The 26,162-nt window shown below is 65.7% G+C and carries 31 protein-coding genes and 1 pseudogene; 18 read left to right on the top strand and 14 right to left on the bottom strand.

Annotated features, from left to right (window positions below; translation table 11 throughout):
• Position 1: 1 nt before the first annotated feature.
• The 5 genes from AC1DKV_RS06420 to AC1DKV_RS06400 all read right to left on the bottom strand — a co-directional run bounded on the left by AC1DKV_RS06420 (position 2) and on the right by AC1DKV_RS06400 (position 2,691).
• The gene (locus AC1DKV_RS06420) at positions 2-505 is read right to left on the bottom strand and encodes a hypothetical protein (protein ID WP_441616395.1); all 504 of its coding nucleotides are present in this window, start codon (positions 503-505) and stop codon (positions 2-4) included.
• Positions 506-561: 56 nt separating this feature from the next.
• Entirely contained in the window at positions 562-1,251 is a 690-nt protein-coding gene (locus AC1DKV_RS06415) for a 3'-5' exonuclease family protein (protein ID WP_441616393.1), read from the bottom strand.
• 30 nt (positions 1,252-1,281) lie between these two features.
• The gene (locus AC1DKV_RS06410; RefSeq protein ID WP_441616391.1) at positions 1,282-2,181 is read right to left on the bottom strand and encodes an ATP-binding protein; all 900 of its coding nucleotides are present in this window, start codon (positions 2,179-2,181) and stop codon (positions 1,282-1,284) included.
• A gap of 92 nt (positions 2,182-2,273) precedes the next feature.
• Positions 2,274-2,414, bottom strand: a complete 141-nt coding sequence (locus AC1DKV_RS06405; protein WP_441616389.1) for a hypothetical protein — start codon at positions 2,412-2,414, stop codon at positions 2,274-2,276.
• 100 nt (positions 2,415-2,514) lie between these two features.
• The gene (locus AC1DKV_RS06400; RefSeq protein ID WP_477137510.1) at positions 2,515-2,691 is read right to left on the bottom strand and encodes a hypothetical protein; all 177 of its coding nucleotides are present in this window, start codon (positions 2,689-2,691) and stop codon (positions 2,515-2,517) included.
• Here AC1DKV_RS06400 and AC1DKV_RS06395 point away from each other — a divergent pair, their 5' ends adjacent.
• From AC1DKV_RS06395 to AC1DKV_RS06380, 4 genes are read left to right on the top strand one after another with little or no spacing between them, the layout of a single operon-like run.
• Entirely contained in the window at positions 2,692-3,426 is a 735-nt protein-coding gene (locus tag AC1DKV_RS06395; protein WP_441616315.1) for a phage tail protein, read from the top strand.
• Between the two features lie 7 nt (positions 3,427-3,433).
• Complete coding sequence (locus AC1DKV_RS06390) at positions 3,434-4,033, top strand: phage tail assembly chaperone (protein ID WP_441616313.1); 600 nt, start codon at positions 3,434-3,436, stop codon at positions 4,031-4,033.
• Between the two features lie 12 nt (positions 4,034-4,045).
• Positions 4,046-5,389, top strand: a complete 1,344-nt coding sequence (locus tag AC1DKV_RS06385) for a phage head spike fiber domain-containing protein (RefSeq protein WP_441616311.1) — start codon at positions 4,046-4,048, stop codon at positions 5,387-5,389.
• Position 5,390: 1 nt separating this feature from the next.
• Positions 5,391-5,723 (top strand): hypothetical protein, encoded by a 333-nt coding sequence (locus tag AC1DKV_RS06380; RefSeq protein ID WP_441616309.1) that lies wholly within the window; start codon positions 5,391-5,393, stop codon positions 5,721-5,723.
• Here AC1DKV_RS06380 and AC1DKV_RS06375 read toward each other — a convergent pair.
• Entirely contained in the window at positions 5,683-6,300 is a 618-nt protein-coding gene (locus AC1DKV_RS06375) for a hypothetical protein (RefSeq protein ID WP_441616307.1), read from the bottom strand. The two genes, AC1DKV_RS06380 and AC1DKV_RS06375, sit on opposite strands and share 41 nt — an antisense overlap.
• 123 nt (positions 6,301-6,423) lie before the next feature.
• Here AC1DKV_RS06375 and AC1DKV_RS06370 point away from each other — a divergent pair, with 123 nt between their 5' ends.
• From AC1DKV_RS06370 to AC1DKV_RS06360, 3 genes are read left to right on the top strand one after another with little or no spacing between them, the layout of a single operon-like run.
• Positions 6,424-6,834 carry a hypothetical protein gene (locus AC1DKV_RS06370; RefSeq protein WP_441616305.1) on the top strand — a complete coding sequence of 137 codons (411 nt, stop codon included), beginning with the start codon at positions 6,424-6,426 and terminating at the stop codon, positions 6,832-6,834.
• Between the two features lies 1 nt (position 6,835).
• The gene (locus AC1DKV_RS06365) at positions 6,836-7,306 is read left to right on the top strand and encodes a glycoside hydrolase family 24 protein (protein WP_441616303.1); all 471 of its coding nucleotides are present in this window, start codon (positions 6,836-6,838) and stop codon (positions 7,304-7,306) included.
• Positions 7,303-7,815, top strand: a complete 513-nt coding sequence (locus AC1DKV_RS06360) for a DUF2514 family protein (RefSeq protein ID WP_441616301.1) — start codon at positions 7,303-7,305, stop codon at positions 7,813-7,815. Before AC1DKV_RS06365 ends, AC1DKV_RS06360 begins: the two co-directional genes overlap by 4 nt.
• 86 nt (positions 7,816-7,901) lie before the next feature.
• Here AC1DKV_RS06360 and AC1DKV_RS06355 read toward each other — a convergent pair whose 3' ends face one another.
• From AC1DKV_RS06355 to AC1DKV_RS06345, 3 genes and pseudogenes are all read right to left on the bottom strand, one after another.
• The gene (locus tag AC1DKV_RS06355; protein WP_441616299.1) at positions 7,902-8,450 is read right to left on the bottom strand and encodes a hypothetical protein; all 549 of its coding nucleotides are present in this window, start codon (positions 8,448-8,450) and stop codon (positions 7,902-7,904) included.
• The gene (locus tag AC1DKV_RS06350; RefSeq protein ID WP_441616297.1) at positions 8,419-9,054 is read right to left on the bottom strand and encodes a type II TA system antitoxin MqsA family protein; all 636 of its coding nucleotides are present in this window, start codon (positions 9,052-9,054) and stop codon (positions 8,419-8,421) included. The genes AC1DKV_RS06355 and AC1DKV_RS06350 overlap by 32 nt, the downstream gene beginning before the upstream one ends.
• A gap of 499 nt (positions 9,055-9,553) precedes the next feature.
• Positions 9,554-9,820, bottom strand: a pseudogene (locus AC1DKV_RS06345) (SOS response-associated peptidase family protein); the annotation flags it as partial.
• A 634-nt stretch (positions 9,821-10,454) separates the two neighbouring features.
• Here AC1DKV_RS06345 and AC1DKV_RS06340 point away from each other — a divergent pair.
• On the top strand, positions 10,455-10,739 hold the full coding sequence (locus AC1DKV_RS06340) for a hypothetical protein (protein ID WP_441616295.1): 285 nt from the start codon (positions 10,455-10,457) through the stop codon (positions 10,737-10,739).
• Between the two features lie 149 nt (positions 10,740-10,888).
• On the opposite strand, the gene AC1DKV_RS06335 is transcribed toward AC1DKV_RS06340, so the two are convergent.
• Together AC1DKV_RS06335 and AC1DKV_RS06330 are read right to left on the bottom strand one after the other, a co-directional pair.
• Complete coding sequence (locus tag AC1DKV_RS06335; protein ID WP_441616293.1) at positions 10,889-11,122, bottom strand: DUF2188 domain-containing protein; 234 nt, start codon at positions 11,120-11,122, stop codon at positions 10,889-10,891.
• Positions 11,123-11,402: 280 nt separating this feature from the next.
• On the bottom strand, positions 11,403-12,140 hold the full coding sequence (locus tag AC1DKV_RS06330; RefSeq protein ID WP_441616291.1) for an NAD-dependent epimerase/dehydratase family protein: 738 nt from the start codon (positions 12,138-12,140) through the stop codon (positions 11,403-11,405).
• 113 nt (positions 12,141-12,253) lie between these two features.
• On the opposite strand from AC1DKV_RS06330, the gene pdxR reads away from it, so the two are divergent.
• The gene (gene pdxR, locus AC1DKV_RS06325; RefSeq protein WP_441616289.1) at positions 12,254-13,780 is read left to right on the top strand and encodes a MocR-like pyridoxine biosynthesis transcription factor PdxR; all 1,527 of its coding nucleotides are present in this window, start codon (positions 12,254-12,256) and stop codon (positions 13,778-13,780) included.
• A 31-nt stretch (positions 13,781-13,811) separates the two neighbouring features.
• On the opposite strand, the gene AC1DKV_RS06320 is transcribed toward pdxR, so the two are convergent.
• Entirely contained in the window at positions 13,812-14,714 is a 903-nt protein-coding gene (locus AC1DKV_RS06320; RefSeq protein ID WP_441616287.1) for a LysR family transcriptional regulator, read from the bottom strand.
• A gap of 147 nt (positions 14,715-14,861) precedes the next feature.
• Between AC1DKV_RS06320 and AC1DKV_RS06315 the strand changes: the two genes are divergently transcribed.
• The 9 genes from AC1DKV_RS06315 to AC1DKV_RS06275 all read left to right on the top strand — a co-directional run bounded on the left by AC1DKV_RS06315 (position 14,862) and on the right by AC1DKV_RS06275 (position 20,276).
• Positions 14,862-16,118: an aromatic ring-hydroxylating dioxygenase subunit alpha gene (locus AC1DKV_RS06315; protein ID WP_441616285.1), complete on the top strand. Its 1,257-nt coding sequence runs from the start codon at positions 14,862-14,864 to the stop codon at positions 16,116-16,118.
• A gap of 3 nt (positions 16,119-16,121) precedes the next feature.
• Positions 16,122-16,595, top strand: a complete 474-nt coding sequence (locus AC1DKV_RS06310; RefSeq protein WP_441616283.1) for an aromatic-ring-hydroxylating dioxygenase subunit beta — start codon at positions 16,122-16,124, stop codon at positions 16,593-16,595.
• A gap of 97 nt (positions 16,596-16,692) precedes the next feature.
• Entirely contained in the window at positions 16,693-17,004 is a 312-nt protein-coding gene (andAb, locus tag AC1DKV_RS06305) for an anthranilate 1,2-dioxygenase ferredoxin subunit AndAb (protein WP_441616281.1), read from the top strand.
• Positions 16,994-18,214: an anthranilate 1,2-dioxygenase system ferredoxin--NAD(+) reductase gene (gene andAa, locus AC1DKV_RS06300; protein WP_441616279.1), complete on the top strand. Its 1,221-nt coding sequence runs from the start codon at positions 16,994-16,996 to the stop codon at positions 18,212-18,214. The genes andAb and andAa overlap by 11 nt, the downstream gene beginning before the upstream one ends.
• Before the next feature lie 249 nt (positions 18,215-18,463).
• Positions 18,464-18,745 carry a hypothetical protein gene (locus AC1DKV_RS06295; protein WP_441616277.1) on the top strand — a complete coding sequence of 94 codons (282 nt, stop codon included), beginning with the start codon at positions 18,464-18,466 and terminating at the stop codon, positions 18,743-18,745.
• A 32-nt stretch (positions 18,746-18,777) separates the two neighbouring features.
• Entirely contained in the window at positions 18,778-19,020 is a 243-nt protein-coding gene (locus AC1DKV_RS06290; protein WP_441616275.1) for a hypothetical protein, read from the top strand.
• A gap of 73 nt (positions 19,021-19,093) precedes the next feature.
• Entirely contained in the window at positions 19,094-19,345 is a 252-nt protein-coding gene (locus tag AC1DKV_RS06285) for a hypothetical protein (protein ID WP_441616273.1), read from the top strand.
• A gap of 74 nt (positions 19,346-19,419) precedes the next feature.
• Positions 19,420-19,788: a hypothetical protein gene (locus tag AC1DKV_RS06280; RefSeq protein WP_441616271.1), complete on the top strand. Its 369-nt coding sequence runs from the start codon at positions 19,420-19,422 to the stop codon at positions 19,786-19,788.
• A 233-nt stretch (positions 19,789-20,021) separates the two neighbouring features.
• Complete coding sequence (locus tag AC1DKV_RS06275) at positions 20,022-20,276, top strand: hypothetical protein (protein ID WP_441616269.1); 255 nt, start codon at positions 20,022-20,024, stop codon at positions 20,274-20,276.
• Positions 20,277-20,279: 3 nt separating this feature from the next.
• Here the strand turns inward: AC1DKV_RS06275 and AC1DKV_RS06270 are convergent, their stop codons facing one another.
• Positions 20,280-20,873, bottom strand: a complete 594-nt coding sequence (locus AC1DKV_RS06270; protein WP_441616267.1) for a DUF2939 domain-containing protein — start codon at positions 20,871-20,873, stop codon at positions 20,280-20,282.
• A gap of 147 nt (positions 20,874-21,020) precedes the next feature.
• Positions 21,021-25,916, bottom strand: a complete 4,896-nt coding sequence (locus AC1DKV_RS06265; RefSeq protein WP_441616508.1) for an NAD-glutamate dehydrogenase — start codon at positions 25,914-25,916, stop codon at positions 21,021-21,023.
• Positions 25,917-26,162: the final 246 nt, after the last annotated feature.

Below are 26,162 nucleotides of genomic sequence, written 5' to 3'. Positions count from 1 at the left end.
GTTACGCCGCTTCCTTCAGCTCTTCGGGCTCGTCGTAGGAGAGGCTCATGTGCACCTCTTGGCCGAGCAGCTGGAGAATGCGCGCGGTGGTCGTCTCGTCGGGGTGTGCCTGCACGCGGAAGTTGATGAAGACGGTGCCGCCCTCTTGGAAGTCGAACGACAGCTTGTTGACCTTGGCGTCGTCGAGTTCGATGTCATCCTCAGCGCGCACGCCGCTCAGGATGGTCAGCTTCTGGTGCTCCCAGTTGCCGTCCCACTTCACCGTGCCCAGCGCCGGATTCTTCAGGTTCGGCAGGTAGCCGGCATCGGTCACCAGGCTGCCCTGCACCGACTCTTCCTTGTGATAGAACGAGGCCTTCAGCGTGGGCGAGAACTGCGCGAGCAGGTCGTTCGATACGCGCGCCTGGAGCTTCAGGTCCACGCCCAGCACGTTGTCGTCGCCGTGCTTCTCGTTGCGCGTGTTGATGTGCAGGATCTTGGTGAGTTGGTTTTCGAGTTCGAGCATGCTGGGCTCCGGTGGTGGGAGGGAAGGGCCGGGAACGCGCCGGCCAAAGGGGGCGTTTAGGCTGCTTGGAACGTGAGCCGCTTGTAGACGGAGCGAGCGCGCGCGACGTCGTCGGCGCAGTACTCAACCACCTCGGGCAGACGGCCGGCCTTGACGTAGTCCCAGACCTTGGAGCCGTCGATGTCGCCCTTGCCTGAGAAGCCGAAGACCTGGCACAGCTTGTCCAGCTTCACCGTGCCGCGCGCGCCGGCCCAGCGCGTCATCGTGTCGAACACGGTCTCATCCCACGGCTTCGCGTGGAAGGGAATGAACGCTGGCGGGCGCTCGCCGAAGACCACCGCGCGCTGGAAGATGAAGCGCAGATCGAACTCAGTCACGTAGTGCCCGACGAAGCACGGCGGACGATTGCGGCTCGGATCGTAGTTCTCGTTCAGGTACTTGAAGAACGCCTGCAGCACGGTCCTCTCTTGCGCCACCACGGCGTCGACGGTCGGCTCCGACGCATGGAACGTGGCGGGCGGGTAATCGTCGAACGCGACGCTGATCACAGCCAGGTGGCCGAGGGCGCCATCGAACGACGTCTTGCGCCAGGCTTCTTCGACGGCAGCCGGCTTGCTTTCGGCTTCCCACTTGGCGATGGTCTCCGCGCTCTTATAGTTGCCGGGCGGCGTGATGTCCTTGGCAATGGCTGCGCGCACGGCGGGGTGCTGCGCGGGGATGGTCTCGATGTCGATGGTGATGATCATGGTTCTAATCCGCTGACTTGAGGGGAAGGGTTACGCCGCTTCGGCGTGGGGTTCGAGTTCGGCCTTGCGCTTGTCGTAGGACGCTTTGATGTCGTTGCGCTGGACTGCAGTAGCCTTGGGCCAGAGCGTGCCGAAGACGGTCTTCAATTCGTCCAGGTTGGCGCACTCACGCAACGTCAGGAGTGCGTCATCGAGGTCGACGGTGTCCTGGGGCAGCGCGGCATCTGCGGACGGCTCCGGCAGCTCGACACCGCTTTCCAGCCACTCAACGAGCACCTTCCCTGTTTCCTCGCTGATAGGCTTGGCGTCGCCGCGGAACAGGCCCGTTCGGTCCTTGGATGCATTGGCGTAGTGACCGTCGTGCACGATGTCGAGGACCACGGTGAACTCGTATTCGAAGCCGTCGCGCTGCTCGGTCTTCATCCCGAGCTTCGCCACCTTCTTGCGGCCGTTCTCTTCCACCTGCGCGGTCTCGGTCTTGCTGCGGCCTGTCGCGATGATGTGCATGCGGGACTGCAGCATGGCGTCGATGAAAGCGCGGTGGCGGGGCGTCAGCTCGTTCCAGGCGCTCCACGAGTTGCCGCGGAACTTTGCCGATGCGACCTGATCGACCAGCTCCAAGATGCCGCCGGAACCGCTCCACTCGTGTGTGGTGGAGTCGACGATCAGCACGTCATATCCTGCTTTCTCGGCTTCGCGGATGGCGGCGATGTAGCGCTCCGGGGTGAACGGCGGTGCGAGTTCCATCACATCGAAGTCGGCGACGTGGCTGTAGAGCGACGCGCTACCGTTCTCGGTGTCGATGCATGCGACGCGTCCGCCCAGGCCACGCGCGATCATCAGCGCGCCGAGCGTCTTACCCGAGCCCGAGGGGCCGGTCAGTGCCAGGCGAAGCTTCGCCTTCTTCCGCACTGCTTTCGTGAATGCCATGATTGGTCTCCTGGTTGGATTGGGTGGGAGCTGCCTCTGCCTCTTCTTGCTGGCCGAGGGACTGCCAGTACTGGATGCCGCCGTCGTCCATGTCAGCCTCCTGCAGCGAGCGCGACGGTGAGCCACCACACGATGCCGGCGGCCAGGCCGAAGCCGATGGCACCGGCCCATTGCTTGCCGCTCGAGCACTTCGCGACCGCCAGCAGTGCGTTTGAGCGAGGGTCGTAGATCACGCCAGCAGCTCCTTCGCGGCCATCACCGTGGCGTAACCGACGGCAAGCCAGAAGGCCACGGCCAGCGCGCGGTTGTTGCGGTCGATGCGGGCGCGATCCATCAGAGCGGGCTCGCGACGGACTCGGCCGGCGTGTACTCGATGGCCTGCAGCGACTGGATCTGCTCGTTGATTTCCTTGATGCGCTTCGCCAGTTGCGCGCGGATCTTGTCGCGCTGGCGCTCGAGCATCCGGATCTGCTCGGTGATGCCGTCGGCTACTAACTTCGAGAGGGCCACATGTCTCAAAACGATCTGGTGATCGACAACCAGGCCGGGGCGTCGTTTCGCGCCGACCTGAATGGCGCGCTACAAGCGCAGGCGTCGCAACAGTCCGGCTCGTCGGCGCCCACAACGACCTATCCCTACCAGTTCTGGGCGGACACGGGCGCGGGCCTCATGCGCATGCGCAACGCCGGGAACACCGCTTGGGTGACCATCGGGCTGTTGGGCGTGCAGAACTTCGGGCACCTACTGCCCGGCTCGATCGTCTTCCATTCGAAGAGCGCGGCGCCCTCGGGCTTCCTGAAGGCGAACGGTGGTGCCGTGTCGCGCAACACCTTCGCGGACCTGTTCGCGGAGATCGGCACGACGTTCGGCGCCGGGGACGGCTCGACCACCTTCAACCTCCCCGAGCTGCGGGGCGAGTTCCTGCGCGGGTGGGACGATGGCCGCGGTGCCGACTCGGGCCGCACGTTCGGCAGCTGGCAGGACATGCAGCTGCGCGACCACAACCATCTGTTGCCGCTCGCGATGGACGGTAGTGGCGTCTACCCGCTGTATGCGAGCGGCGCAGGCGTGTCGCCTCTGTACGGCACCGCCGTGCTCAGCGCGACGTTCCGCACCGCAGCTGTCGGCACTACCGCTTCCGGCTCTGTTGGCTCGGCGCTCTCCGGCGGCGTGCAGGGGTTTGTGGGTGCCGGCAGCGAAATCCGGCCGCGCAACGTTGGCCTGCTGGCCTGCATCAAGTACTGAGGAACCCATGGAAATCTTCAACTATCACCCCGCCACGGGCGAGTTCCTGTGCAACGGCCTGGCCGACGAGAACCCTCTCGACAAAGACGATCCGATCGTGTCGGGCTGGGCTACGCCGACCCCGCCGCCGGCGCGCACCGAGCGCGCGGTACCGATCTACCGTGACGCCGCCGGCCACGCGCCGCAGAACTGGCCGGAAGGCAGTTGGACGCTGGCGCCCGACTATCGCGCCGTGCCGCTGTATCGCACGGCCGACGGCTCGCTGTTCCAGCTGGGCGCCGAGTATTCCGGCCTGGGCGATCTACCGCCGTTCCTGACCGACGGGCCGCCGCCGTCGCCCGCGCACAAGTGGGTGGACGAGGAATGGACTCTCGACGTTGCGCTCGAGACGGAGCAGCTGGCCGCCGCCGCGCGCGCCCAGCGCGATGCCCTGCTGGTCGAGGCGGATGGCCGGATCGCGCCGCTGATGGATGGCTTCGTGCTCGGCGAGCTGGAGCCGGCGGACGAGACGCTGCTGAAGGCGCTGAGCCAGTACCGCAAGGCCCTGCGCGCGCTGACGGCGCAGGCCGGCTTCCCGCGCGACACCGTCTGGCCGGTGAAGCCCTGACCCATGGCGAGGATGTCTCAGGCGCAGCGAGAGCGCGCGGCGGTGCAGATGATGCAGCGTCGCGCGGCACAGGGGCTCGCACAGTTGAACGCCGAGGGCTCGATGTCCCTCGACTTCGTGAATCAGCTCTACAAGATCTGGAACGGCACCATGCTCGGTAACGCACCCCTCTCTGATGTCGTCGCTTTCACTCGCGCGTCGGCCGGCTGGAGTTTCAGCGCCGGCGGCTTGCTGGTGCAGTCGGCCGCCAACGCCCCGCGCTTCGACTATGACCCGATCACGCTTGCCGCGCGCGGGCTGTTGATGGAAGAGCAGCGGACGAACGCGATTCGCAATAACACCATGGCCGGTGCCGTGGCTGGCTCGCCCGGAACGCTGCCGACCAACTGGAACACTGCTGGCCTGTTGGGCCTGACGCGAACGATCCTTGGCACGGTTGTCGAGGATGGTATGGCGTGCATCGACATCCGTTGGCAAGGGACCACAGGCGACACAATCGGCGCGTTCTATCCGGACAACGCGAACGCTGCGGCCATCAACGGCCAGTCCTGGGCAGTATCCGGCTTCATGCGGTTGATCGCGGGCTCTCTCAGTGGAATCGGCGTCAAGTACGGGCTCTATCAGCACAACTCGGGCGGATCGTTCCTAGGGACCGTCGACGGCCCGCTGTTCACCGTCCCTACAACGGGGACCGTTGGACAGGCCGGGCAGGGGACCGTGCGCGTGACGAATCGCTCGGACATTGGCTTCGTGCGTCATGGTACCGTGTTCACATATTCCAGCGGGCTCGCCGTTGATTTCACGCTGAGGATTGGCTTGCTCCTATTGGAGCAGGCCGCGTCCGTGGGGTCCCCGATAGCGACAGCTGGCGTCGCCACGACGCGCGCCGCCGACAGTGCGATCAGCACCGTTCTCTCGGCGGTCGGCATCAACCCTGCCAGTTGCACGGTCATTGCTGAATTCATCGTGCCTCCGCTAGTCAGCGGGAAATGGCCGGGGCTCTTCCAGTTCGACGCTGGAACTTCGGCAAATCGAGCTGGGCTATTCGTGAACAACACCAATGGTCGCCTGACTTTCCAGCCGCGTACGGCAGGCGTCGATGGTCCGGGCCTGAGCTATTTCCCGGTGCTCCCTGCAGCCGGCTCGTTTGCAAAGGTCGCAATGCGTCTGAGTGCTACCGATGTGGCGATGTCCGTCAACGGTGCGGCCACTTCGTCGATCGCCTACACGCCTGTGCCGGGCCTGTCCCGGTTGGTGCTCGGGAAGTTTGATGACGCGCTCGGCTCGTGTATGCGTCGACTCACCATCCTGCCAACGCCGGGGGCCGATGCTGCCCTGCCGTCCTTGTCCATCTGAGGTGCCCATGTTCCACGACTACTACCTGCGCGGCCCCGACCGCGACACCACGCGAGCCGCGCTGCTGGCAGCTGGCCTGACGATCGAGATCGAGGACGAGGACGACGAGCCGCGCCGCGTCCCGGCCGAGGGCGTCAACCTGTCGACCATCGGCAGGATCTACGAGGGTGGCGAGTGGGATGCCGAGGGCAACGTGGTCACGCCGCCGACGGCGCTGCCCGGCTGGCATGTGAATCTGCGGCTGGAGCGGCCACTGACCGTCGGCGAGCAGGCAGCGCTGGCCGGATTCGTTGTTACCCCTGTGCCGGGGACGCCATATCGGGTGTGGGCGTAGCTTCTTCCTTTCGCCCTGCGGTTCGGGCCAGTTCGAGCATTTCCAGCTTTGGGGGAATGCCGTCCCTTGTGAGTTCCTCAACGGGGCCCTCAGTCGCAACAAAGATGGGGTGGCGTTTGTTGAAGACCTTTATATAGGCAATAGCTAGCCACATCATTACAGCGTTGCATTCAGGCGGATGGCGCCCGTTCAATGACTGAAGGGATTGAGAGCACTCGACCAAGAGAAGAAAAGTCATGTCGGGGTTGTAGTCAAGCAACTCGTCCGCGTCACGGTCGGCGTGCTTTAGATAATTCGCCGGGTGGTTCAGTACGTCCGCAATTTCGGTTTGCTCGGCTTTGGATTTCCCGAGTGACACCAGCGCGTCGCGGGCACCTACGAACCCCGTTTGCCGATGTTTGTTCAGCTTGCGCAGGATGTGGTAGGCCGCTGACGCAAGGGTGTGGACCGCGAGGATGTCTCTATCGTGAAACCACAAATCGATTGCCATCACGAGCTGCCGCTCAGCCGCTTCCGCCTTGGTTACCGTAATCCTCTCGGAGTGCAACTTCGGTGTGGATTTTTTGTGCTCGTTCACTCCATATCTCCCATCCATTTGTCTGCGGTTGATCCGGGCCCGTTACATCGCAATTCTAACTAGCCTTCAATCGCTTTCTTCATTCCGCTGTTAGGGCGGTTTTTTTCATTTCCGGGGATCCATATGTCCGAACCAATCAGCGGCAGTGCCGCAGCGGGCGCGGCGGGCGCCGCCGCATTCAAGGCCATCGGTGGCACCGCCGGCGTGGCCGCAGGCGCGAGTGGCCTGGCGACCATCGTCGTCATGATCATGATGCGCCCGCGCAGCACGGCGGAATGGGCCGTCGCCCTCATCTCGACCGTGGTGTCGAGCGTCGGCGGCGGGGCGGCGGTGGTCCAGCACTTTGGCCTGCATGCCTGGACTGGCGACTACATTGGCCTGGTGGCGCTGTTCGGCCTCGTCTTCGGCTGCGGGCTGCCGGGCTGGGCGGTGGTACGTTGGCTGTTCAACTTCATTGAGCGTCGGCGCGACAAGGATCTGGCCGAGGTGGTCGATGACGTGCGCGACGCAGTAGCGGGGGGAAAGCATGGCTGACATGGACACTCCGAACATCAGGCCATTCCTCGACACCCTCGCCGTGTCCGAGCTGGGCCGCAGGCTGCTGGCCAAGTCCGACAACGGCTACAACGTGCTGGTGGGCAGCACGCCGGCGGCGCCGATGCTGTTCAGCAGCTACGGGGATCACCCGCGCCGCCTGGTGCAGATCCGTCCAGGGCTGTCCTCGACGGCGGCCGGCAGGTACCAGCTGCTGGCGCGGTACTTCGATCCGTACAAGAAGCTGCTAGGCTTGCGGGACTTCAGCCCGGCGTCGCAGGATCGCATCGCCGTGCAGCAGATTCGCGAGCGCCTGGCGCTGCAGCTGATCGCTACCGGCCGCTTCGACGAGGCAGTGTCGCGCGTGCGGAACATCTGGGCCAGCCTGCCGGGCGCGGGTTATGGCCAGAACGAGCACTCGCTCGACTATCTGCGCGGAGTGTATGTCCAGGCGGGCGGGGTGCTGGCATGAGCGTGCAAACGAAAGTCCTATGTGCCGTAGCGGCGATCGCGCTGGCGCTGGCCGGCGGGGCGGTCTGGGTCTACAGAGGCGAGCGCGACACGGCGCGCGCTGAGCTGGCGGAGGTGCGTCTTGATGCGGCACGCGCCCAGGTCAAGGCAGTGGACGACGCGCGCATCGAGGAACAACGCCGCACCGCGGCACAAACGGAGATTGCCAATGCTGCGACGAAGGATCTGGAGAGCGCGCGCGCTGACGCTGCTGCTGCCAACGATGTTTCTAGCCGCGTGCGCCAGCGGGTCGCCGAGCTACTCGCCGCCAGTCGCGCCACCGGCAATTCCGCCGCTGCCGGCGCAGGCTCGGCAGCCGACTATCCCCTCGGAGTGCTTGCCGACGTGCTCAGCCGGGCTGACCAGCGCGCGGGAATCCTGGCTGGGTACGCTGACGCCGCCCGGATCGCAGGGCAGGCCTGCGAGCGCGCCTATGACTCGCTGAGAGCGACACTACAGCTGGCGCACTAAGTTGGGTTGCCCTTGAGAGCGTGGTGCCGTGATGGATTGCCGTGGCGGCACTTTTTCGCTTGCCAGGAGGGCGGTCATCGTCATCATCAGGCAACGGTTCGGCTAGTTGTGTCGTCAGCGATCTCTCGGACTCTATGCCCATCGGTGTTTGATCTTTCTAGATCAAACGCTTTCCGGACCATCATGGAAAGGTTGACCTCCGGAATCAAGATGCTTCCCCAATATGATCGCGATGTGATGCTCGCAAGCATTTCTCTGATTGCAGCTAGGAGGGGGCGTACGCCGCGCTCCTGAGCGAAGCGAATCTTCTCGTCTTCTGAGGTCTCATCCGCTTCAAATAGCACAAAGAGACCGGATGCCTGAATTGAAAATTGATATGGGAACTGACTCTCGCTTTTCGGTTTCCCCTCAATCAGCAAGTCGACATCGATCGGGATATGATGCTCGTCGAAACCCTTCCCCGCATCTTCCATTTCAAGAATGCGCGCGCTGAATCCAAAGTGAATGTCCGCGCCTTCGAAGTCATTGGCGAGAGGTGCTCGATGACGTCCGCCCTCATACGCCTCGCGGTCAAACTCATCAGAAAGTTCGACGCTTACCTTATCAAAGGCTAATTCCTTCAGGCGTAATTTCATACAATTTCCTACGTGTGACAGAGACTCGCTGCTTACGGAACTGTGCGCTCCACACAGAGCGTTGACTTGATTCTCCGCGGTTCTGCGCTGTTGGTTGAGCTAGGTGGCGGATGCGATCACTAGTCTTTTCCTCAGCAGCAACCGGCTGGTGCGACACACTGGCGCTTGCCTCCAGGCCTTCGACAGGTAAGTCAATTTCATAGCGGGCCGCTAACTTCTGTACAGCAATGTCACTCTGAGTGACAAGATACAAAAGTCGGGCTGTTGGGGCGGAGGGAACAAGATCATCGTTCTCGTACTTCGAGAATGCTGTCGGTCCGACGCCTAGCAACTCTCCCGCTTGCCGCTGGTTAAGCCCCCATTTTTTCCGCCAATTTCTGAGTGCTAGAGTCGACGGAATTCGAAGGGCCGCAGATCGTGCGGCAACCACCGCTCGCTTATTCGTCTTCGACTGCTCATCATCGACGAATTCGAGGCCGCAGGTTTGGCACTCAGTTGCAAGGCTGCAGTATGCGAGCGCCTTGCCCTCAAACTCAAACGACGCGTGCTGCCGCAGTTCTCGAAGGGCGTGTTCGCCACACGCGGGGCATTCGTGCTGTTTCATGTTTGTCCTAATAAATTGCTGGATGACATGACACGACTAGCAATAGTTTACCGGTTGGACCCAGGCCAAATTTTAGATAAACGTCTTTATACTGCCCCTCGTTTCCAGTCTCGCATTGCTTCACGACGTATGCGTCGCAGGGACACCACCACTTCGAGCCAGTCTGACACCAGGCGGAGTTCACATACTCACCAGAGACTAGTCCAAGTAACTCCCGATGAACGTCTGTTACCGTCCACAAAAGCTCTGCAGCCACGTCCTCTCTGCATTTTCGAGTGGCCAAAACAAGATCTCTAGGTGACTTAATTGACTCTTGTAAGGCCGCGAGCTTGTAGATGGGGGTGTGTCCAAGGGCACGCTGCGCATCGGTAACCGGCGCAACCGTGGGTTGCTCTGGCCAGTAATTTACCACAGTGGTAAGTTGCGGGGGTATTTTGGTGGTTGTCATGGGCGTGCGCAAGGGGTGCCGCAATGTTACACCACGTTACAAGTTGGGGGGCTACGCCCGCGGCGCCGCCTCCGCAACCATCAGCTCCGGCGGGTAGGGCCGCATGAAGCTGCGCTCCCGCTCCGGATATCGGCAGGTCAGCCAGTCATCCCACTCCGAGCGGGGCACAATCACGATCATCCGTTTTTCCTTGCCAGGGGCGTGGAAGCGGTTCATCAGCGGGTGCTTGTCCGAATAGATGGTCAGCATGGTGAAGCTGAACAGCTGGCTGCCGCCTTCTTCGACCCAGTCGCGCCACAGGCCGGCGATCGCAAACTCGGGCTCGTCTGCCGAAAATCGAGCGAAATCCGTCTAACTTGCCCCGGATTCCACCCGGAAAGCCGCATGCCGTCATGCCAAAAATTTAAGCAGATAGTTAGACGAAATCGCCTAACCCATTGATCCGTAATGTTTGCGTATAGAAATGGGGTGCAGGTGGTCGGAGGTTCAAATCCTCTCGCCCCGACCAGTATCAAAAAAACCCGCTAGATTAACGTCTAGCGGGTTTTTTCTTTTCTGCGCAGGGCAGCGATTTCCAGCGGCTTATTTGGATGACATCCAATATCACGCGGCAGGAAGGTGAAGGCGGACCTTGGAAACCGGGACGTCGCGCTGCTTGATTAGCCCTCGGTGGTCGCACGGTCGGCATGCGCGCCTGCCACCTGCAGGGCTCGATGTCCGGTCGCGAATATCCGGCATGCACGTCGGATGCGTTGGATGGAGTGTGCGCAGCCCTGGGGCTCGGTATGCCGGATGCAGAGAGATCGTGGCCCGCCCTCGGCGCGGCGCGAACGCGTTCCGCTTTGGTGGACTTGCGATCTGCGGGGTGGAGCTTCATGCCGCTGGCTGCCCGAAGCGAGTCTCCGATACCGTTTGCACATGCTACGATGGTCTTGAACGACCGGAGAAGGCAATGGATCTCCAAGGCTTCACTTACTACAGGGATCACTGGTATGACGCGGCCGCGACGTCGCTGGGAATCGGCGGGCCATGGCAGGGCGAAGTGACGATCTGCGCGAAAGCGCCCGATGGCACCGCGGTGAAGATATTCGAGCATGAACGCGTGCCCGGGCAGTACTTCTCCGAAGGCGAAGCGTGGCACCACGCGCGCGACTACGCCGAGAAGCTGATCGACGAAGGCCGGGCAGATCCCGGTGCCGGCGACCTGGCTGGCAGCGTCAAGGCCGGCAATCCCTGAGATCGTCCCGGGAGCCGCCTGTGTCTGGCTGCTGGACGCCCGCGGGCTGGCCAACGGCGCATAGGGCGATCGTCAGGCGATCGTCAGGCGACCGTCAAGCGATCGTCATCGTCGTGCTCGATTGTGAAATGCCGGCAGCCGGGACAGGATCACCCCCTGACGCTCCTGGGGTCGTGGCCGTAGCTGTTGCGCATGCGGATCTGGCCGTCCTGGCCGTGTACCAGCAATTCCACTTTGTCTCGCTTTGCGATCTCGGTGGCCGCATCCACGGCTTCTTCCTGGCTGAGGAAGTGCGCTCTTTCGCCCTTTGCCCCCTCATGGACCACGTCCCATCCGTCGGCATGCGGGATGACATGTACGTTGCGTTGCGGCTTTGAATCCATGGCAGTCTCCCAGTGCGGTACTGCCGTTGTAGGCGATACCTGGCAAGAGCGATAGTAGGCCGCACCCGACAACGGCACCAGCACAGGTGGCTAACAAGCCTGGAACGGGCGCCTGCGTGCCAGCGCACCGGAAAAGAAAAGCCGCCGGGCCCTCGCAAGCCCGGTGGCGTCAACAGCGTGCCGGGATTGGCTGACACCCGGCATCAGTTCATTGTGCTTCGCAGCATCTAGTGGGCGGAATCGGGTGTAACCCTTCTTTCGCCGCGGCGGAGCGTGCCGGTCAGTGCCTCGACGGGGCGCACTGTTCGGGGGACCAGCCCAGCACGCGCCTGGCCTTGTCGTTGCTGACTTCCGGGTTGTCTTCGGTGATGTTGAAGATGCCGCCCGGCGACTGCCGCAGCGCCAGCAGCGCCGCGCTGGCCGCCGCTGCGACGTGTAGCGGACTGGTACCCCATGGTTCTCCGGCGCCCGTGCCGGGCCCGTAGAGCTGGCCGTAGCGCAGCACCGTGCCGGTGAGGCCGGACGCCTCCAGCACGTGCTTTTCGAGCGCTGCGACGCCGCGCACGCTGATGCGCCGGTTGCCTTGCGCGTCGGTGTCGAGCGGATGGTCTTCGCCGCAGGGGCGGGTGCCGGGCCGGTAGGCCCACGCAATGCTTTGCGCGACCAGGCTGCTGCTGCCGGCTGCCCTGGCCGCCGCCACGAGGTTGCGGGTGCCTTCATCGCGGATGCGCGCGTTGTTGACCACGGCCTGCGCCATCTGCGATGGATCGAGACCGCGCGGCAGGTCGGTGAGCTGGTGGATCACGCCGGCGGGGCGGATGCGCTTGAACGCTGCGCTCAGCGCCGCCGCGTCGAAGACATCGACGATCACCGGGATCACACCGGCCGCTTCAAGTGCCTTGGCGCGGTCCGCGCGCCGCGTGCTGCCATGGACGATGTATCCGGCTTCGAGCAGCAGTGGCGCGAGTACGGTGCCGATGACGCCCGTGGCGCCAGCCAGGAATACGCTTTGGGTCATGGAGATGCTCCAGGGATGGGTCTTGCTGCAGGAGCATAGGAGTGATATTGGTCTGGAGAAAGATCCATTCTCGGGATTTTTAACTGTACCAATTCAAACCAAGGGGGGAGCTCTTGCGACACGCGAAAGACATCGAGCTGGCAATCGCGGCGCGTCCCGAGGGTGCGTCGCTGCAGCGCTGGCTGTACACCGAGATCAGCAGCGCGATCCTGGCGGGCAGGCTCGCACCCGGTGCGCGGCTGCCGCCCACGCGTGACATCGCGAGCCGCTACGGCGTGTCGCGCGGCACGGTGATCGGCGTGTTCGCGCAGTTGGCCGCAGAGGGCTATCTGTCGGCCCGGGTCGGCAGGGGCAGCTTCGTTGCGGCCGAGCTGCCCGAGCGGCGCCCGGCGCCGGCCGTGCGCGCGGACGACCTGCGCCGCCGCTCGGGCGGTGCCGGTGCGCCGGCATCGTCCGCGCCGCTGCCCGCCGCATTGTCGATGCGCGGCGAACGGCTTGCGCGCAGCCCGTTTCGCGTGGAGGGGCGTGCGCTGCAGGCGCCCGCGTTCCGGCTGAGTCAACCCGATCTCCGCGCTTTTCCGTCCGAGATCTGGGCGCGCATTGCCGCCAAACGCGCGCGCCAGGGGCACGGTGCGCTGCTGGGCGATGGCGAAGCACAGGGCTATCGGCCGCTGCGCGAGGCCATCGCCGACAATCTGCGCGTTGCCCGGGGGATTGCCTGTACCGCCGACAATATCCTGATGGTGGGCAGCGTCCAGCAGGTGCTCGACCTCGCCGCCCGGCTGCTGCTCGACCCCGGCGACGCGGTGTGGATGGAGGACCCGGGATATCCCGGCGCGCGCATGGTGCTGGAGGCTGCGGGCGCGGCCGTGGCCGGCATACCGGTCGACGCGGGCGGCCTGGATGTCGCCGCCGGCCGGGCAAGCGCGCCTGGTGCCCGCATGGCCTATGTGACCGCGGGCCGGCAGGCGCCGCTCGGGCCGCCGCTCGCGCTCGAGCGGCGCCTGGCGCTGCTCGCCTGGGCAGGCGCGGCCGGAGCGATCGTCATCGAAGACGACTACGACAGCGAGTACCGTTTCGAAGGCCCGCCGCTGGCGGCATTGAAGAGCCTCGACCAGGCCGGCTCCGTGATCTACTGCGGCACCTTCAGCAAGCTCCTGTTTCCGGCGTTGCGCATCGCCTATGCGGTGCTGCCCGATCACCTCGTCGCGCCGTTTGCGCGTGCGCTGTCGCTGACCGCGCGGCATATTCCCTTGGAGCCGCAGGCCACGCTCCACGCGTTTATCGCGGACGGGCATTTCGGGCGGCACATGCGGCGCATGCGCTTGCTGTACGGCGAACGCGCGCAGGCGCTGCGCATCGCGGCCGACCGCCACCTGCATGGCGCGCTGCATCTGCCCGCGATCCTGGCGGGCCTCGATGCGCCCGCGTTCCTTCCGCCCGGCACCGATGACGCGATGGTGGCGCGGCTGGCCGCCGAAGCCGGCCTCGAAGTGCGTCCGATGTCGTACTACGCGGTCGAGCGGCCCGCGCCGCCGGGCCTGGTCCTGGGGTTCGCCTCGGTCGATGCCGCGAAGATCCACGCCGGCGCGCGCACGCTTGCGGCGGTGCTGGCGCGCATGAAGCCGGGCCGGACGTAGTGCCGCGACGCGACGGCCCGCCCCCCCCACGCTATCGCGAGAACCCGTCGAAGATCAGTTGCCGCAGCCACTGGTTTCCCGGCTCGCGATTGTTCTTCGCATGCCATAGCACATTGATCACGATGTCCGGGATCTTGACCGGGCTGGGCGCGGTTTCCAGCCCGAACGGCTGCAAGGTGCGGTTCGCGTAGGCTTCGGGCACCACCGCCACCATATCGCTCGTCTGCAGGATATGGCCGAGCGCGACGAAGTGCGGTACGCGCAGGCGCAGCTTGCGCGCCACCCCCGCGCGCTGGATGACTTCGTCGACCACGCCGTGGCCGGTCCCGTCGGCCACGATGGCCACGTGCTCCGCGTGGCTGAACGCGCGCAGCGACATGCCTTCGCGCGCGAGCGGATGACCTCGGCGGAACAGGCAGACATAGCGCTGCCGGAACAGGCGCCGCTGGAAGAAGCCGGCCTTCAGGTCCGGCAGGAAGCCGATCGCCAGGTCGACTCGGCCGCTTTCCATTTCCTCGCGCAGATTGACCGTGTGATTGCGCACGGTGCTGATGGTGACGCCGGGCGCGACAGCGGACAGCGTCTTCATCAGTTCGGGCAGGAAATAGATCTCGCCGATGTCGGTCATCGCCAGCGTGAACGCGCGCGTGCTCGAGGCGGGATTGAACGTGGTCCTTGCATTGAGCGTCTGGTGGATGGCGGCGAGCGCGTCGCTGATCGGTCCGGCCAGGCTCTCCGCATAGGGCGTGGGCACCATGCCCCTGGACGTGCGCAGGAACAGTTCGTCGCCCAGCAGCTTGCGCAGGCGGTTCAGGGCATTGCTGATGGCGGGCTGGGAGGTGCCGAGCGAATCCGCCACCGCCGATACCCGGCGCGCCTGCAGCAGTTCGTTGAAGACCACCAGCAGGTTCAGGTCGATTTCCCGCAGGTCCATGGGTGTGTGTTGGGGTGTGGGTGGGTGGGTGTGTTTCAGTCTTATCACTGCAGGTGATATCGCATATCACCTTTCTTCCATTTATTAATATTACCAGCGGCGGCAAGATACCCACAAACAACGCGACCCCACCATGGAGACAAAGCGATGAGCGAGCAACCTCTCGTATTCAGCAAGGCGGGATGGCAGGACGACGGCTCGAGCCGCGTGCCGTTCCAGGCCTATACCGACGACGCCATCTACCAGCGCGAACTCGAGCGCTTTTTTTACTCGGGCCACTGGTGCTATGTCGGGCTCGAGGCCGAGATCCCGGCGGCGGGCGACTTCAAGCGCACGGTGATCGGCGAGAGGTCGGTGATAGTGAGCCGCACCGCGGACGGCGAAGTCCATGTGGTGGAGAACGTCTGCGCGCATCGCGGCGTGCAGTTCTGTCGCGAGAAGTTCGGCAACCGGAAGGACTTCACGTGCCCGTATCACCAGTGGAACTACGATCTGAAGGGCAACCTGGTCGGCGTGCCGTTCCGGCGCGGGGTGCGGCTCGACGGCAAGGTCAACGGTGGCATGCCGCCCGACTTCGATCCGAAGCAGCACGGCCTGACCAGGCTCAGCGTGGCGCGCCGCAACGGGGTGATCTTCGCCTCGTTCGATCACGACATGCCCACGCTGGAGGCGTATCTCGGCCCGACGATCCTCGCGTACTTCGATCGCGTCTTCGATGGCCGCAAGCTGACCATCCTCGGGTACAGCCGCCAGCGGATTCCGGGCAACTGGAAGCTGATGCAGGAGAACATCAAGGATCCCTACCACCCCGGGCTGCTGCACACGTGGTTCGTCACGTTCGGGCTCTGGCGCGCCGACAACCGGTCCCAGCTGAAAATGGACGAGCATTTCCGGCATGCCGCGATGATCTCCACGCGCGGCAGCGCCGGCAAGAGCGACGTCACGGCGGGCGTGTCGAGTTTCAAGGAGCAGATGAGCCTGCACGACGACCGCTTCCTCGACGTCGTGCATGAAGCATGGTGGGGCGCGCCGACGGCGGTCATGATGACCCTGTTTCCCAGCCTGATCGTGCAGCAACAGGTCAACTCGGTATCCACGCGGCATATTCAGCCCGCCGGGCACGGCGCATTCAACTTCGTCTGGACCCATTTCGGTTTCGAGCACGACGACGCCGAGATGACGCGCCGCCGCCTGCGGCAAGCCAACCTGTTCGGTCCCGCCGGCTTTGTGTCGGCCGACGACGGCGAGGTCATCGAGTTCTCGCAGGAGGGCTTCGAGCAGAAGCCGCAGCAGCACACATTGGCGGAACTGGGCGGCCGGGAGATCGGAGATACGGAGCACATGGTGACCGAAACGCTGATCCGCGGCATGTACGACTACTGGCGCCGCGTGATGGAGGCCTGAACCATGCTCGACTTCGAAACCTATGCCAAGGTACTGGCGCTCTATGCGGACTACGCCGCGGCCCTCGACAGCAATACGTGGGAAGCCTGGCCGGAGTTCTTTACCGAGGATTGCGTGTACAAGCTCCAGCCGCGCGAGAACCACGAGCGAGGCCTGCCGCTGGCCACGCTGTCGTTCGAGAGCCGCGGCATGCTCAAGGATCGTATCTATGGGGCCACCGAGACCATCTTCCATGATCCGTACTACCAGCGGCACGTCGTCGGCATGCCGCGCATCCTCAAGGCTGACGCGCAGCGGATCGAGTCGGAGGCCAACTATGCGGTGTTCCGCACCAAGCCGGACGGCTTGTCGACGGTGTTCAACGTAGGCCGCTATATCGATGTGATCCGCCTGACCGGCGCGGGGCTGAAGTTCGAATCGCGGCTGTGCGTGTTCGACAGCGAGATGATCCCCAACTCGATCATCTATCCGATCTGAGCTGGCGGGCCGGGAAGCGAGGGCCCGCCGCCATCCCGGAGCCTGCATGCGGGCTCCGTGTATTCACTCTGTGTATTCATCCTGAGGGAGACATTCAATGACCCAGTGGTATGCCGTCGGCTCTCCCGACGATTTCGTCGAAGGCGAACCCGTTGCCGTAGTGGCGGGGCAGCAGCCTGTCGCCGTGTTCCGCCTGGCGCAGGGCCTGTTCGCCATCCATGACCTCTGCACGCACGGCCACGCGCGGCTGTCGGAGGGCTTCGTCGATGGGGATTGCGTCGAGTGCCCGCTGCACCAGGGCCTGGTCGACATCCGTACCGGTGCGCCGCGCTGCGCGCCGATCACCGAAGCGGTGCGCACCTACCCGGTGCGCGTCAACGAGGGGAGCGTCGAGATCCATGTCGAATGAAGCGATGGTGATCGTGGGCGCCGGGCACGCGGCGCGGCGCGCGGCGGAGTCGTTGCGGCAGATCTCGCCCGGCGTGCGCGTGCTGATGCTCGGCGACGAGCCGGAACTGCCGTATGACCGCCCGTTGTTGTCCAAGGATGCGCTGACCAGCGACGCTGGCGAGCAGCGGGCCTTCATCCGTGCGGCGGACTGGTATGTGCAGCAGCGCATCGAAATGCGGCTCGGCGTGCGTGTGCAGGCGATCGACCGCGCCGCGCGCGAAGTGCGGCTCGACGACGGCTCGCGGATCGGCTACGCGCGCCTGCTGCTGGCGACGGGGTCGCGCGTCAGGCGTTTTTCCGGCCCCGTGGCCGGCGATGCGCCGGTGCACTACGTGCGCACGGTTGCGGACGCGCGCGGATTGCGCGCGGCGCTGGCGGCGGGGCGGCGGATTGTCGTCCTGGGCGGCGGCTTCATCGGACTCGAAGTGGCCGCGGCGGCCGTGTCGCGCGGCTGCAAGGTAACGCTGGTCGAGCCGGCCGGCCGCTTGCTGCAGCGCTCGATGCCGCCGCAGGTGAGCGCCTTCATGCTTGCCCTGCATGCGGCGCGCGGGGTGGAGATGCGCGTGGCAACGCAGGCGCTTGGCATCCGGTGCGGGGCGCGCGGCACGGCTATGGTCGAAACCGATCGCGGCGAGATCGAGGCAGATGCGGTCGTGGTCGGCATCGGCGTGGTGCCGAACCTGGAACTGGCGCAGGCCGCGGGGCTTGCCGCCGACAATGGCGTGCTGGTCGACGCGCAATGCCGCACCAGCGATCCCTCGATCTTTGCGGCGGGCGAGGTGACGAACCACTTCAATCCGCTGCTGGGCCGGCACATTCGCATCGAGTCCTGGCAGGTCGCGGAAAACCAGCCGGCCGTCGCCGCGGCGAACATGCTGGGGGGCGAGGCAAGCTACGCCGAAACGCCGTGGCTATGGTCCGATCAATACGACTGCAATCTGCAGACGCTCGGCGTCTTCGGCGCTCGCCAAACCATCACGGTGCGCGGTAACCCGGCCGGCACGTCGTTCAGCGTCCTGGCGTTCGGCGAAGACGACAAGCTCGAAGCCGTCGCCAGCGTGAATGGTGGCCGCGATATTGCCGCCTGCCGCCGCCTGATCGCCGCGGGAAAAGTGCTGGACAGGGCCCGCATCGCCGACGCCGCCACGCCATTGCGTACCTTGTTGTGAGGCCGTGCGCGGGCGGGCTGCGCCATTGCCCGGCCACGCATGCGGGCCGATCGGGTTTGTAGTGGCAAGGCGCTGACTCTACAATCAACTCTGGCGCCAGGCCGCTTCATTGTCTTGTCGATGAGACGTTTGTGCCCTGGCGCTTACGCGGGTTTTGCGTTTTTCCACGTGTTTTTACGTTTTCCACGTTTTCCACGTTTTCCCGCGTTTCCCCGATTTTTTTCCCAGGCGCAGTGACAGGAGTGGACAATGGCCAAACGCGAGCGCGCCGCGCGCGCCTTGCAAGATGAGGTGAGCCGGCGCATCCAGCGCATCGACGACATCATCGAGGACGGCGCGAAGATCCGCGTGCCCGCGCCGCAGCCGCACGCGCGCGATGCGCGCGGGCGCAACTGGGACATGAAGGGATTCGGCAACGCCGCGGGGTACGAGAAGGGCATCCGCGCCGTGGTGGACAAGGCGCGCGACGAATTCGACCTGGCGGAACTCCCGGCCCGGGCCGAAGCCGATCCCTTTGGCGGCGATTCGTGATCCGGCCGGAAACGGCCTTGTTGGAGTAATGCATGCAGGCTTGCGATCCCTGCCATCTGCTCGTCGGCGCGCCGGTCTCCGTGCAGCCGCATGAAAACCTGGCCGCGTCCGGCGCGGGCGCGCTGGGCATGGAGATCAATTCGCGCTGGGTTGACCGGCCCTGGCGCTGTACGGTGTGCGGCGCGTGGATGTTCCAGAATGCCGCCCATGGCGATCCGCCCAATGTCTGGCGCATGGGCCGGCGTCCGCACGACCGGCCGCAGGAGCGTGCCTGAGCCGGAGCCTCCCTGTGCGGGGTGTCGTCGCTGCGCTGCGGCATGCTACGATGGCTGCAACGGGGGAGACATCATGAGTGAATCGAGAACGCTGCACTATCGCGGCTACGTGGTCCTGATTTCGGTGCAGCAGCAGGAGCGCGATTGCCTTGTGAGCGCTTCGATCGTGCGCGAGGGCAAGGGCGAGGTGCGCAACCCCTCGCCGCTGCAATCGTGGGTGGGGCATGAACAAGGCGGGCTGCTGGAGGTGGCGGACCGGGCCCAGGCGCGCGCATGCCGCCTGATCGACGCGACGGTGGACCATGTTGCCTATGCGGCGGATTGAGCGCCGGCGCACCAGTCGCCAGAAGTTTTGCGTCATGGCCTACATGGCGGCGTCTCGCGGTCGTTAATGCGGGTATGAACTCATTCGATGCTTCCGAAGACGGTGCGGCCAACTCCGACGCCATGGGCTGGGGTTCTTCGCCGCCCAACGTGCTGGCGGCAGTGCTCAATTCAGCCCTGGCCGCCGAAGACTTGCACGGCTTTGCCGCGCTCCTGTCCGATATGGCGCGCGACCGCGGCCTGAAGGGCACGCGCGGTGCTCACCAGTCTATCTATGACATGCCCTATGCCAGCCTCCTGCCGCGCCAGCAGCATCTGCTGGCCGACGCGTTCGAGCTGCTGATCCGTCTAGGGCTGGAGCTGCAGCCTCGCCGCCCACGCGTGCTGGGCGACGGCCCGGACGATCTCCTGGCACGCGGCACGCACGATATCCCGGCGGCCTGAGAGGCGTCGCAACGGTTGTCCGCAGGCGGCCGGCGCGGTGGCAGAAGGCCCGCGCCGCGTGCTAGCATCACGCGAAAACCGGGGGCGCTGTGGCCCTGCACGAACAGTTCGCCGCATGACGGCGACGCATTGCCCGCGCCGGAGCCGATTCCGTCCGGGCGACGCCGGCACCGGCCGCATGCGCAGGCCACGGTGTCCGAGGGGAGCGATCGCGAGCAGTGGAGGTATGTGTGATGGACGAAGACGAACCTTTCGGGGTTGTGTTCGAGGATTTTCGCGTCATCTGGGTGGCCGAGCGCCTGCAGGACGGCACCTGGACTGCACGCTATTGCTGGAGCCCGGGTACGTCCGGAGCCTCCGGAAAGGCGTTGCAGGCGGCCGTGCTGAGCGGCAAGTCCAAGCGCCTGCTGGGCGATTTCAAGACCGAGGAAGACACCGTCGCGGCGATCAAGGCGGCGGTATTGCTCGAGGCGAAATGGGGCCGCTGAAGCCTAGGGCCCGGGCTTGGCGAATTCCGGCAGCGCGATGCTGCTCCATTTCCAGGTCCAGGGCCCCGTGCGCGTCAGGCCGATGACGATGCGTTCGCCGTTGTCCTTGGTGGCCGATGCCTCGACGGCGTTCAGGCCGCGGTAGGACAGCGCGTACCTGAGCGCATCCTTGGCGGCATCCGGCTTTTCCTGCTTGCCCGTCTCGCCTGGTTGCGGAGCGGGCGCGGATGCGGAGGGCGCGGCGCGCGGCGGCGCGGCGGCTGGTTTTTCGCCGGCCATCAGCGCCATCACGCCGGCCGGCGACACCATCGTGTCGATCATGGTGTTGATGACGGCAAGGCCGATGGCCTGGCCGATGCCGGCCAGCGGCGTATCGCGCAGCACAGGCGCGTTGCCGAGCTTCTGCTGCAGCGAGGCGGTCAGCTGCCCCTTCAGGCTCTCGCGCAGGGCAGGATAGTCCACGTAACGTGAGAATTTGTCGGCGTCGCGCGTCTCGATGGCGGTGCGCATCTGGTAGAGCGTCCAGTACGGGCTGGCATAGCTGGTGGCGGCAACGGCGATCGCCGCAACGATCGCCGCCTTGAGGGATCTGTTCATCGCGTATCCGGTTGGCGCCTCCGCGGTGGCGATTGCCTGATTCCCTGATGGCCTGATGGCGACCGTGGTCCCCGGACGCCGGCGCATCGCTCCAGTTCCCTTATCCAGCCCCCGTGCTCGCCACCGCGTGCCGTGATCTCCTGTCGCCTAGCAGACGCCAGCCTGGCTGCGCTCGAGCAATCCGATCTCGCGTATGGCCACGGACAGCATCGACAAGCCGGCCGCGCCCGACGCGCGCTGGTCCGCCAGCATGCGCGAGAAGCGCTCGATCTGCCCCTGCCGCCCGCTGCGCCATGCTTCGACCAGCTTCTCCACGGTATCCAGTTCGATCGGTTGCGCCAGCACGCTTACGGTCAGCGCGCGCTTGAGGCGGCCCAGGTCTTCCAGCGCGGTGGTGCGCGCCAGCAGGTCCCAGTGGCTGTCGGCTGGCAGGGCCTGGGCGCGCTCGCGCAGCCAGCCGAAACTGAATTCCGTATCGAGCGCGAAATAGACGGCGGCCACCAGCGCCAGGTCGCGTTGCGTGGTGGCAGCCACGTCCGCAATATCCAGCGCCGCGGCGGAGATTTCTCCGGCGGCCACGCGCAATGCCAGTGCGTCGTCCACGCCGGCCTGGCTCAGGCCCTGGCGCCGTTCGGCCAGCGCCGCCGCTTCCGGCGCGGCCAGCAGCGCCGGCAATTGCGGCGTGAGCCAGGCGGCGGCCTGGGCGTAGCCGGCGCTTTCGCCGCCGCCCACACGGGTGGCTTGCGGGTGGCGCAGGAACCACAGGCTGGCGAGCTCCAGGAGTCGGCCAACGGCAGCGAACATGCGCGCCTGCACCTCATCGTCGACGCGGTTGTCGAGCGCATCGATCTCGGCCCACAGCGGATCCAGGCCGAAGACATCGCGCGCAATGAGGCAGGCACGCACGATGTCCGCGGGGCGCGCGTCGGTTTCTTCCAGAATTCGGTGCACGAAGGTGGCGCCGATGCGGTTGACCAGGGTGTTGGTCAGGTGCGTGGACAGGATCTCGCGCCGCAGCGGGTGGCGCAGCATGGCTTCGCCATGCCGCGCGCGCAGCGGCTGCGGGAAATACGCGGGCAGCAGGCTCGCCACCAGCGGATCCTCGGGCAGGGCCGAGGCCAGCAGTTCCTCGTACAGCCACATCTTGCTGTAAGCCAGCAGCACGGCGCGTTCGGGCGATGTCAGCCCCAGTCCGGCTGCCTTGCGCTCCACCACTTCGTCATCCGTGGGCAGGAATTCCAGCGCGCGCTTGAGGCGCCCGGCGCGTTCGAGCCAGCGGATCAGGCGCGCTTCCTGGTCGAGCAGCGCGGCGGCGCAGCGGCCGGCCACCGACAGCGCCTGGGTCTGGTAGTAATTGTCCTCCAGCACCAGCAGGCCGACCTCGTCGGTCATTTCCGCCAGCAGCTTGTTGCGCTGCTTCTCGGTCATCTCGCCATCGGCTACCACCAGCCCCAGCAGGATCTTGATATTGACCTCGTGGTCCGAGCAGTCCACGCCGGCGGAGTTGTCGATGGCATCGGTGTTGATGCGCCCGCCGTTCAGGGCGAACTCGATGCGGCCGAGCTGGGTGAAGCCGAGGTTGCCGCCTTCGCCCACCACCTTGCAGCGCAGCTCGGCGCCGTTGACGCGCACGGGATCGTTGGCGCGGTCGCCCACCTGCAGGTGGGTCTCGTGGCTGGACTTGACGTAGGTGCCGATGCCGCCGTTGTAGAGCAGGTCGACCGGCGCCAGCAGGATCGCGTGCACCAGCTCGGCCGGCGACAGCGCCGTGGCGCTGATGCCGAGGCAGGCCTGGACCTCGGGCGTGAGCGCGATGGTCTTTGCCGTGCGCGGGAACAGGCCGCCGCCGGCGGAGACCAGGCTCATGTCGTAATCGGCCCAGCTCGAGCGCGGCAGCGCGAACATGCGCTGGCGCTCGCGCAGGCTGACGGCCGGGTCGGGCGAGGGATCGAGGAAGATATGGCGATGGTCGAACGCCGCCACCAGCTTGATATGCGGCGACAACAGCATGCCGTTGCCGAACACGTCGCCGGACATGTCGCCGACGCCGGCCACGGTGAAATCGGTGGACTGGATATCGACGCCCATCTCGCGGAAATGGCGCTTGACGGATTCCCAGGCGCCGCGCGCGGTGATGGCCATCTTCTTGTGGTCATAGCCGACCGAGCCGCCCGAGGCGAACGCATCGCCCAGCCAGAAGCCATACTCGGCGGAGATGGCGTTGGCGTAGTCGGAGAAGCTCGCGGTGCCCTTGTCGGCGGCCACCACCAGGTAGGGATCGTCGCCGTCCTCGCGCACCACTTCGGGCGGCGGCACCAGCGTGCCGGCGACGCGGTTGTCGGTCACATCGAGCAGGCCGCGCAGGAAGGTCTGGTAGCAGGCAACGCCTTCCTGCAGCACCGCGTCGCGGTCGGTGGCGAGCGGCGGGCGCTTGACCACGAAGCCGCCCTTGCTGCCCACCGGCACGATCACCGTGTTCTTGACCATCTGGGCCTTCATCAGGCCCAGTACCTCGGTGCGGAAGTCCTCGCGCCGGTCAGACCAGCGCAGGCCGCCACGGGCCACCGGGCCGCCGCGCAGGTGCACACCCTCGACGCGCGGCGAGTAGATCCAGATCTCGAACATCGGGCGCGGCTCCGGCAGGCCTGGCACCCTGGACGGGTCGAACTTGAACGACAGGCAGGGGCGCGGACCACCGTCGGCGCCATGGCGGAAGTAGTTGGTGCGCACCGTGGCGTTGATCACGCCGAGGAACAGCCGCAGGATGCGATCTTCGTCCAGGTTCGGCACCTGGTCCAGCGCGGCGCCGATGGCGTGCAGCAGCTTCTCGCAGCGCGCCGCCCGGCCGGTTTCCGTGGCGGGGTCGAAGCGCGCCACGAACAGTTCCACCAGTTGTGCGGCGATCGCCGGATTGCCGGTCAGGGCACGCTCGATATAGGCGTCGCTGAAGGTCGAGCCGACCTGGCGCAGGTAACGCGCATAGGCGCGCAGGATGGTCACGTCGCGCGCGGCGAGTTCGGCGCGCAGCACCAGGCGGTTGAAATCGTCGTTCTCGATCTCGCCGCTCCATGCACGCGCGAAGGCGTCCTCGAACAGCGCCTTGATGCGCGCGATGTCCGCGCCCAGGTCGACGCCGGCGGCGACGCCGTCGGCCATCTCGAGCCCGAAGTCGTGGACCCACACCGGCGACGCGCCGCTCGGCTCCACCAGATAGGGGCGCTCTTCGTCCACGCGCACGCCGAGGTGTTCGAGCATCGGCAGGCTGAGCGACAGCGCGATGGGCTCGCGCGCGCGGTAGACCTTGAAGCGGAACGCGCCGGGCGCGGCCTCGATCGGCCGGTACAGGTTCATTGCCACGCTGCCGCTGGCCTGGGCGGCTTCCATCAGTTCGATGTCGCGCACCGCGGTGCGGGCTGGGTAGTCCTCGCGGTAGCCGGCCGGGAACGAGTCGCCGTAGCGGCGCAGCAGCCGGTTGCCCTGTTCTTCGCCGTTGCTGTCCAGCAAGGCCGCGGCGAGGTCGTCCTGCCAGCGGCGCGCGGCCTGCACGATGCGCGCCTCCAGTTCGTCCGGGTTGACCTCGGGCATGGTGCCCGGCTCGCCGCGCACGATCAGCTGGATGCGCGCCAGCGGCGACTCCGACAGCTGGGGCGTGAACTCGCAGCTATTGCCGTGGAAGGCGGTCATCAGCAGCTTCTGGATGCGCTGGCGCAGGTCGGTGTTGTACTTGTCGCGCGGCACGAACACCAGGCAGGAGACGAAGCGGTCGAAGCGGTCGCGGCGCACGAACAGGCGGATGCGCTGGTGTTCCTGCAGGCGCAGGATGCCCAGGGAGATGTCGAACAGCTCGTCTTCGTCGGCCTGGAACAGCTCGTCGCGCGGGTATTGCTCGAGGATGGTCACCAGCGACTTGTAGAGATGGCCCTTGGTCAGGAAGCCCGCGCGCGCCAGGATATTGGCGAACTTGCGGCGCACCAGCGGGATCTCCGCGCTGGAGGTCATGTAGGCGCTGGAGGTGTACAGGCCGATGAAGCGGCGCTCGCCGGTGATCTTGCCGCTGGCGTCGCTGAGCTTGACGCCGACGTAGTCGAGGTAGCCGGGCCTGTGCACGGTGGCGCGCGAATTGGCCTTGGTGACGAAGATCGGCGAGCTGCCTTCGATCACGCTGCTGGCGGCCGCGGGCAGTTCGGTGAGCGCGCCGGCTTCTTCGGGGCGCAGGCTCTCGCGCAGGATGCCGGCGCCGGAGCCGGCCACGCCGCGCAGGTAGAAGCGGTCGTCCCGGGTGATCAGTTCGTAGTCGCGCTGCCCGAGGAAGGTGAAGTGATCGTCCAGCATCCATTGCAGGAAGGCGCATGCCTCCTGCGTCTCCGGCTGCCTGCCTTCGGGGCCCTGCGCCAGCATCTCCACGGTGGTGCGCGCGGTGGCCGCCATGCCGGGCCAGTCCTCCACCGCGGCACGCACATCGCCCAGCACGCGCGCGATGCCGCTGCGCAGGGCTTCCTGCGTGGCGGCGTCGCCGCAGCGGTCTACCTCGAAATGAATGAAGGATTCCAGGCGCGGGCCGGAGGCGGCGCCGTTGCCGGCGGCGAGGTCGCCGGCGTCGCCTTCGCCGCCGAGGCCGACCCTGGCAATGGTGCCGTCGGCGCTGCGCCAGATCAGGAATACCGGATGGATGGCCGAATGCAGGGCCAGCCCGAGCCGGTTGATCTCCATGGTGACCGAGTCCACCAGGAAGGGCATGTCGTCGTTGACGATTTCGACCACCGAGTGGTCGGAGTGCCAGCCGTGCTGCTCCAGGTTGGGGTTGTACACCCGCAGCCGGGCATTGCCGGGCACGAAGCGCTGCGCGGTCTGCCAGTGCGCCATCACCGCGCCGTAGAGATCGGCCACGTCGCGCTGCAGCAGGTCTTCGGTGTCGGTCAGGTCGTAGTAGTGCCGCAGGAAGGGCTCCACCTTGACGAACATCTCGCCGGGCAGGCGGCCCTGGGCGAATTGCATCAGGTCGGCCAGCAACTGGGCCAGTCGCGTTTCGCTTTCCGCCAGCATGGTGTCTCCCCCAGACGGCTTGAGTTTTGGCAGGTCCATGCCGGCGGTATCCCGCGCGGCGCCATTCTGGCGGCGCCATCTGCGGGGCGGCATGAGCTTGCTAACTACTGTAGAGCATAAAGAAGCGGGCCGCGCGCCAAGTGCGAGGCACATGCGCGATGATCGGACAAGGTCCGGCGGCGCTGGAGGTTCTATGAATTTTGCGACTGGTTTTCATGATTTTATATCGGTGATGGAATATGTCTG

Source organism: Cupriavidus sp. 05T41 (assembly GCF_056396525.1).
Note: the sequence above shows the minus strand (reverse complement) of the source record. Positions and strands in the feature narration are given on the sequence as shown.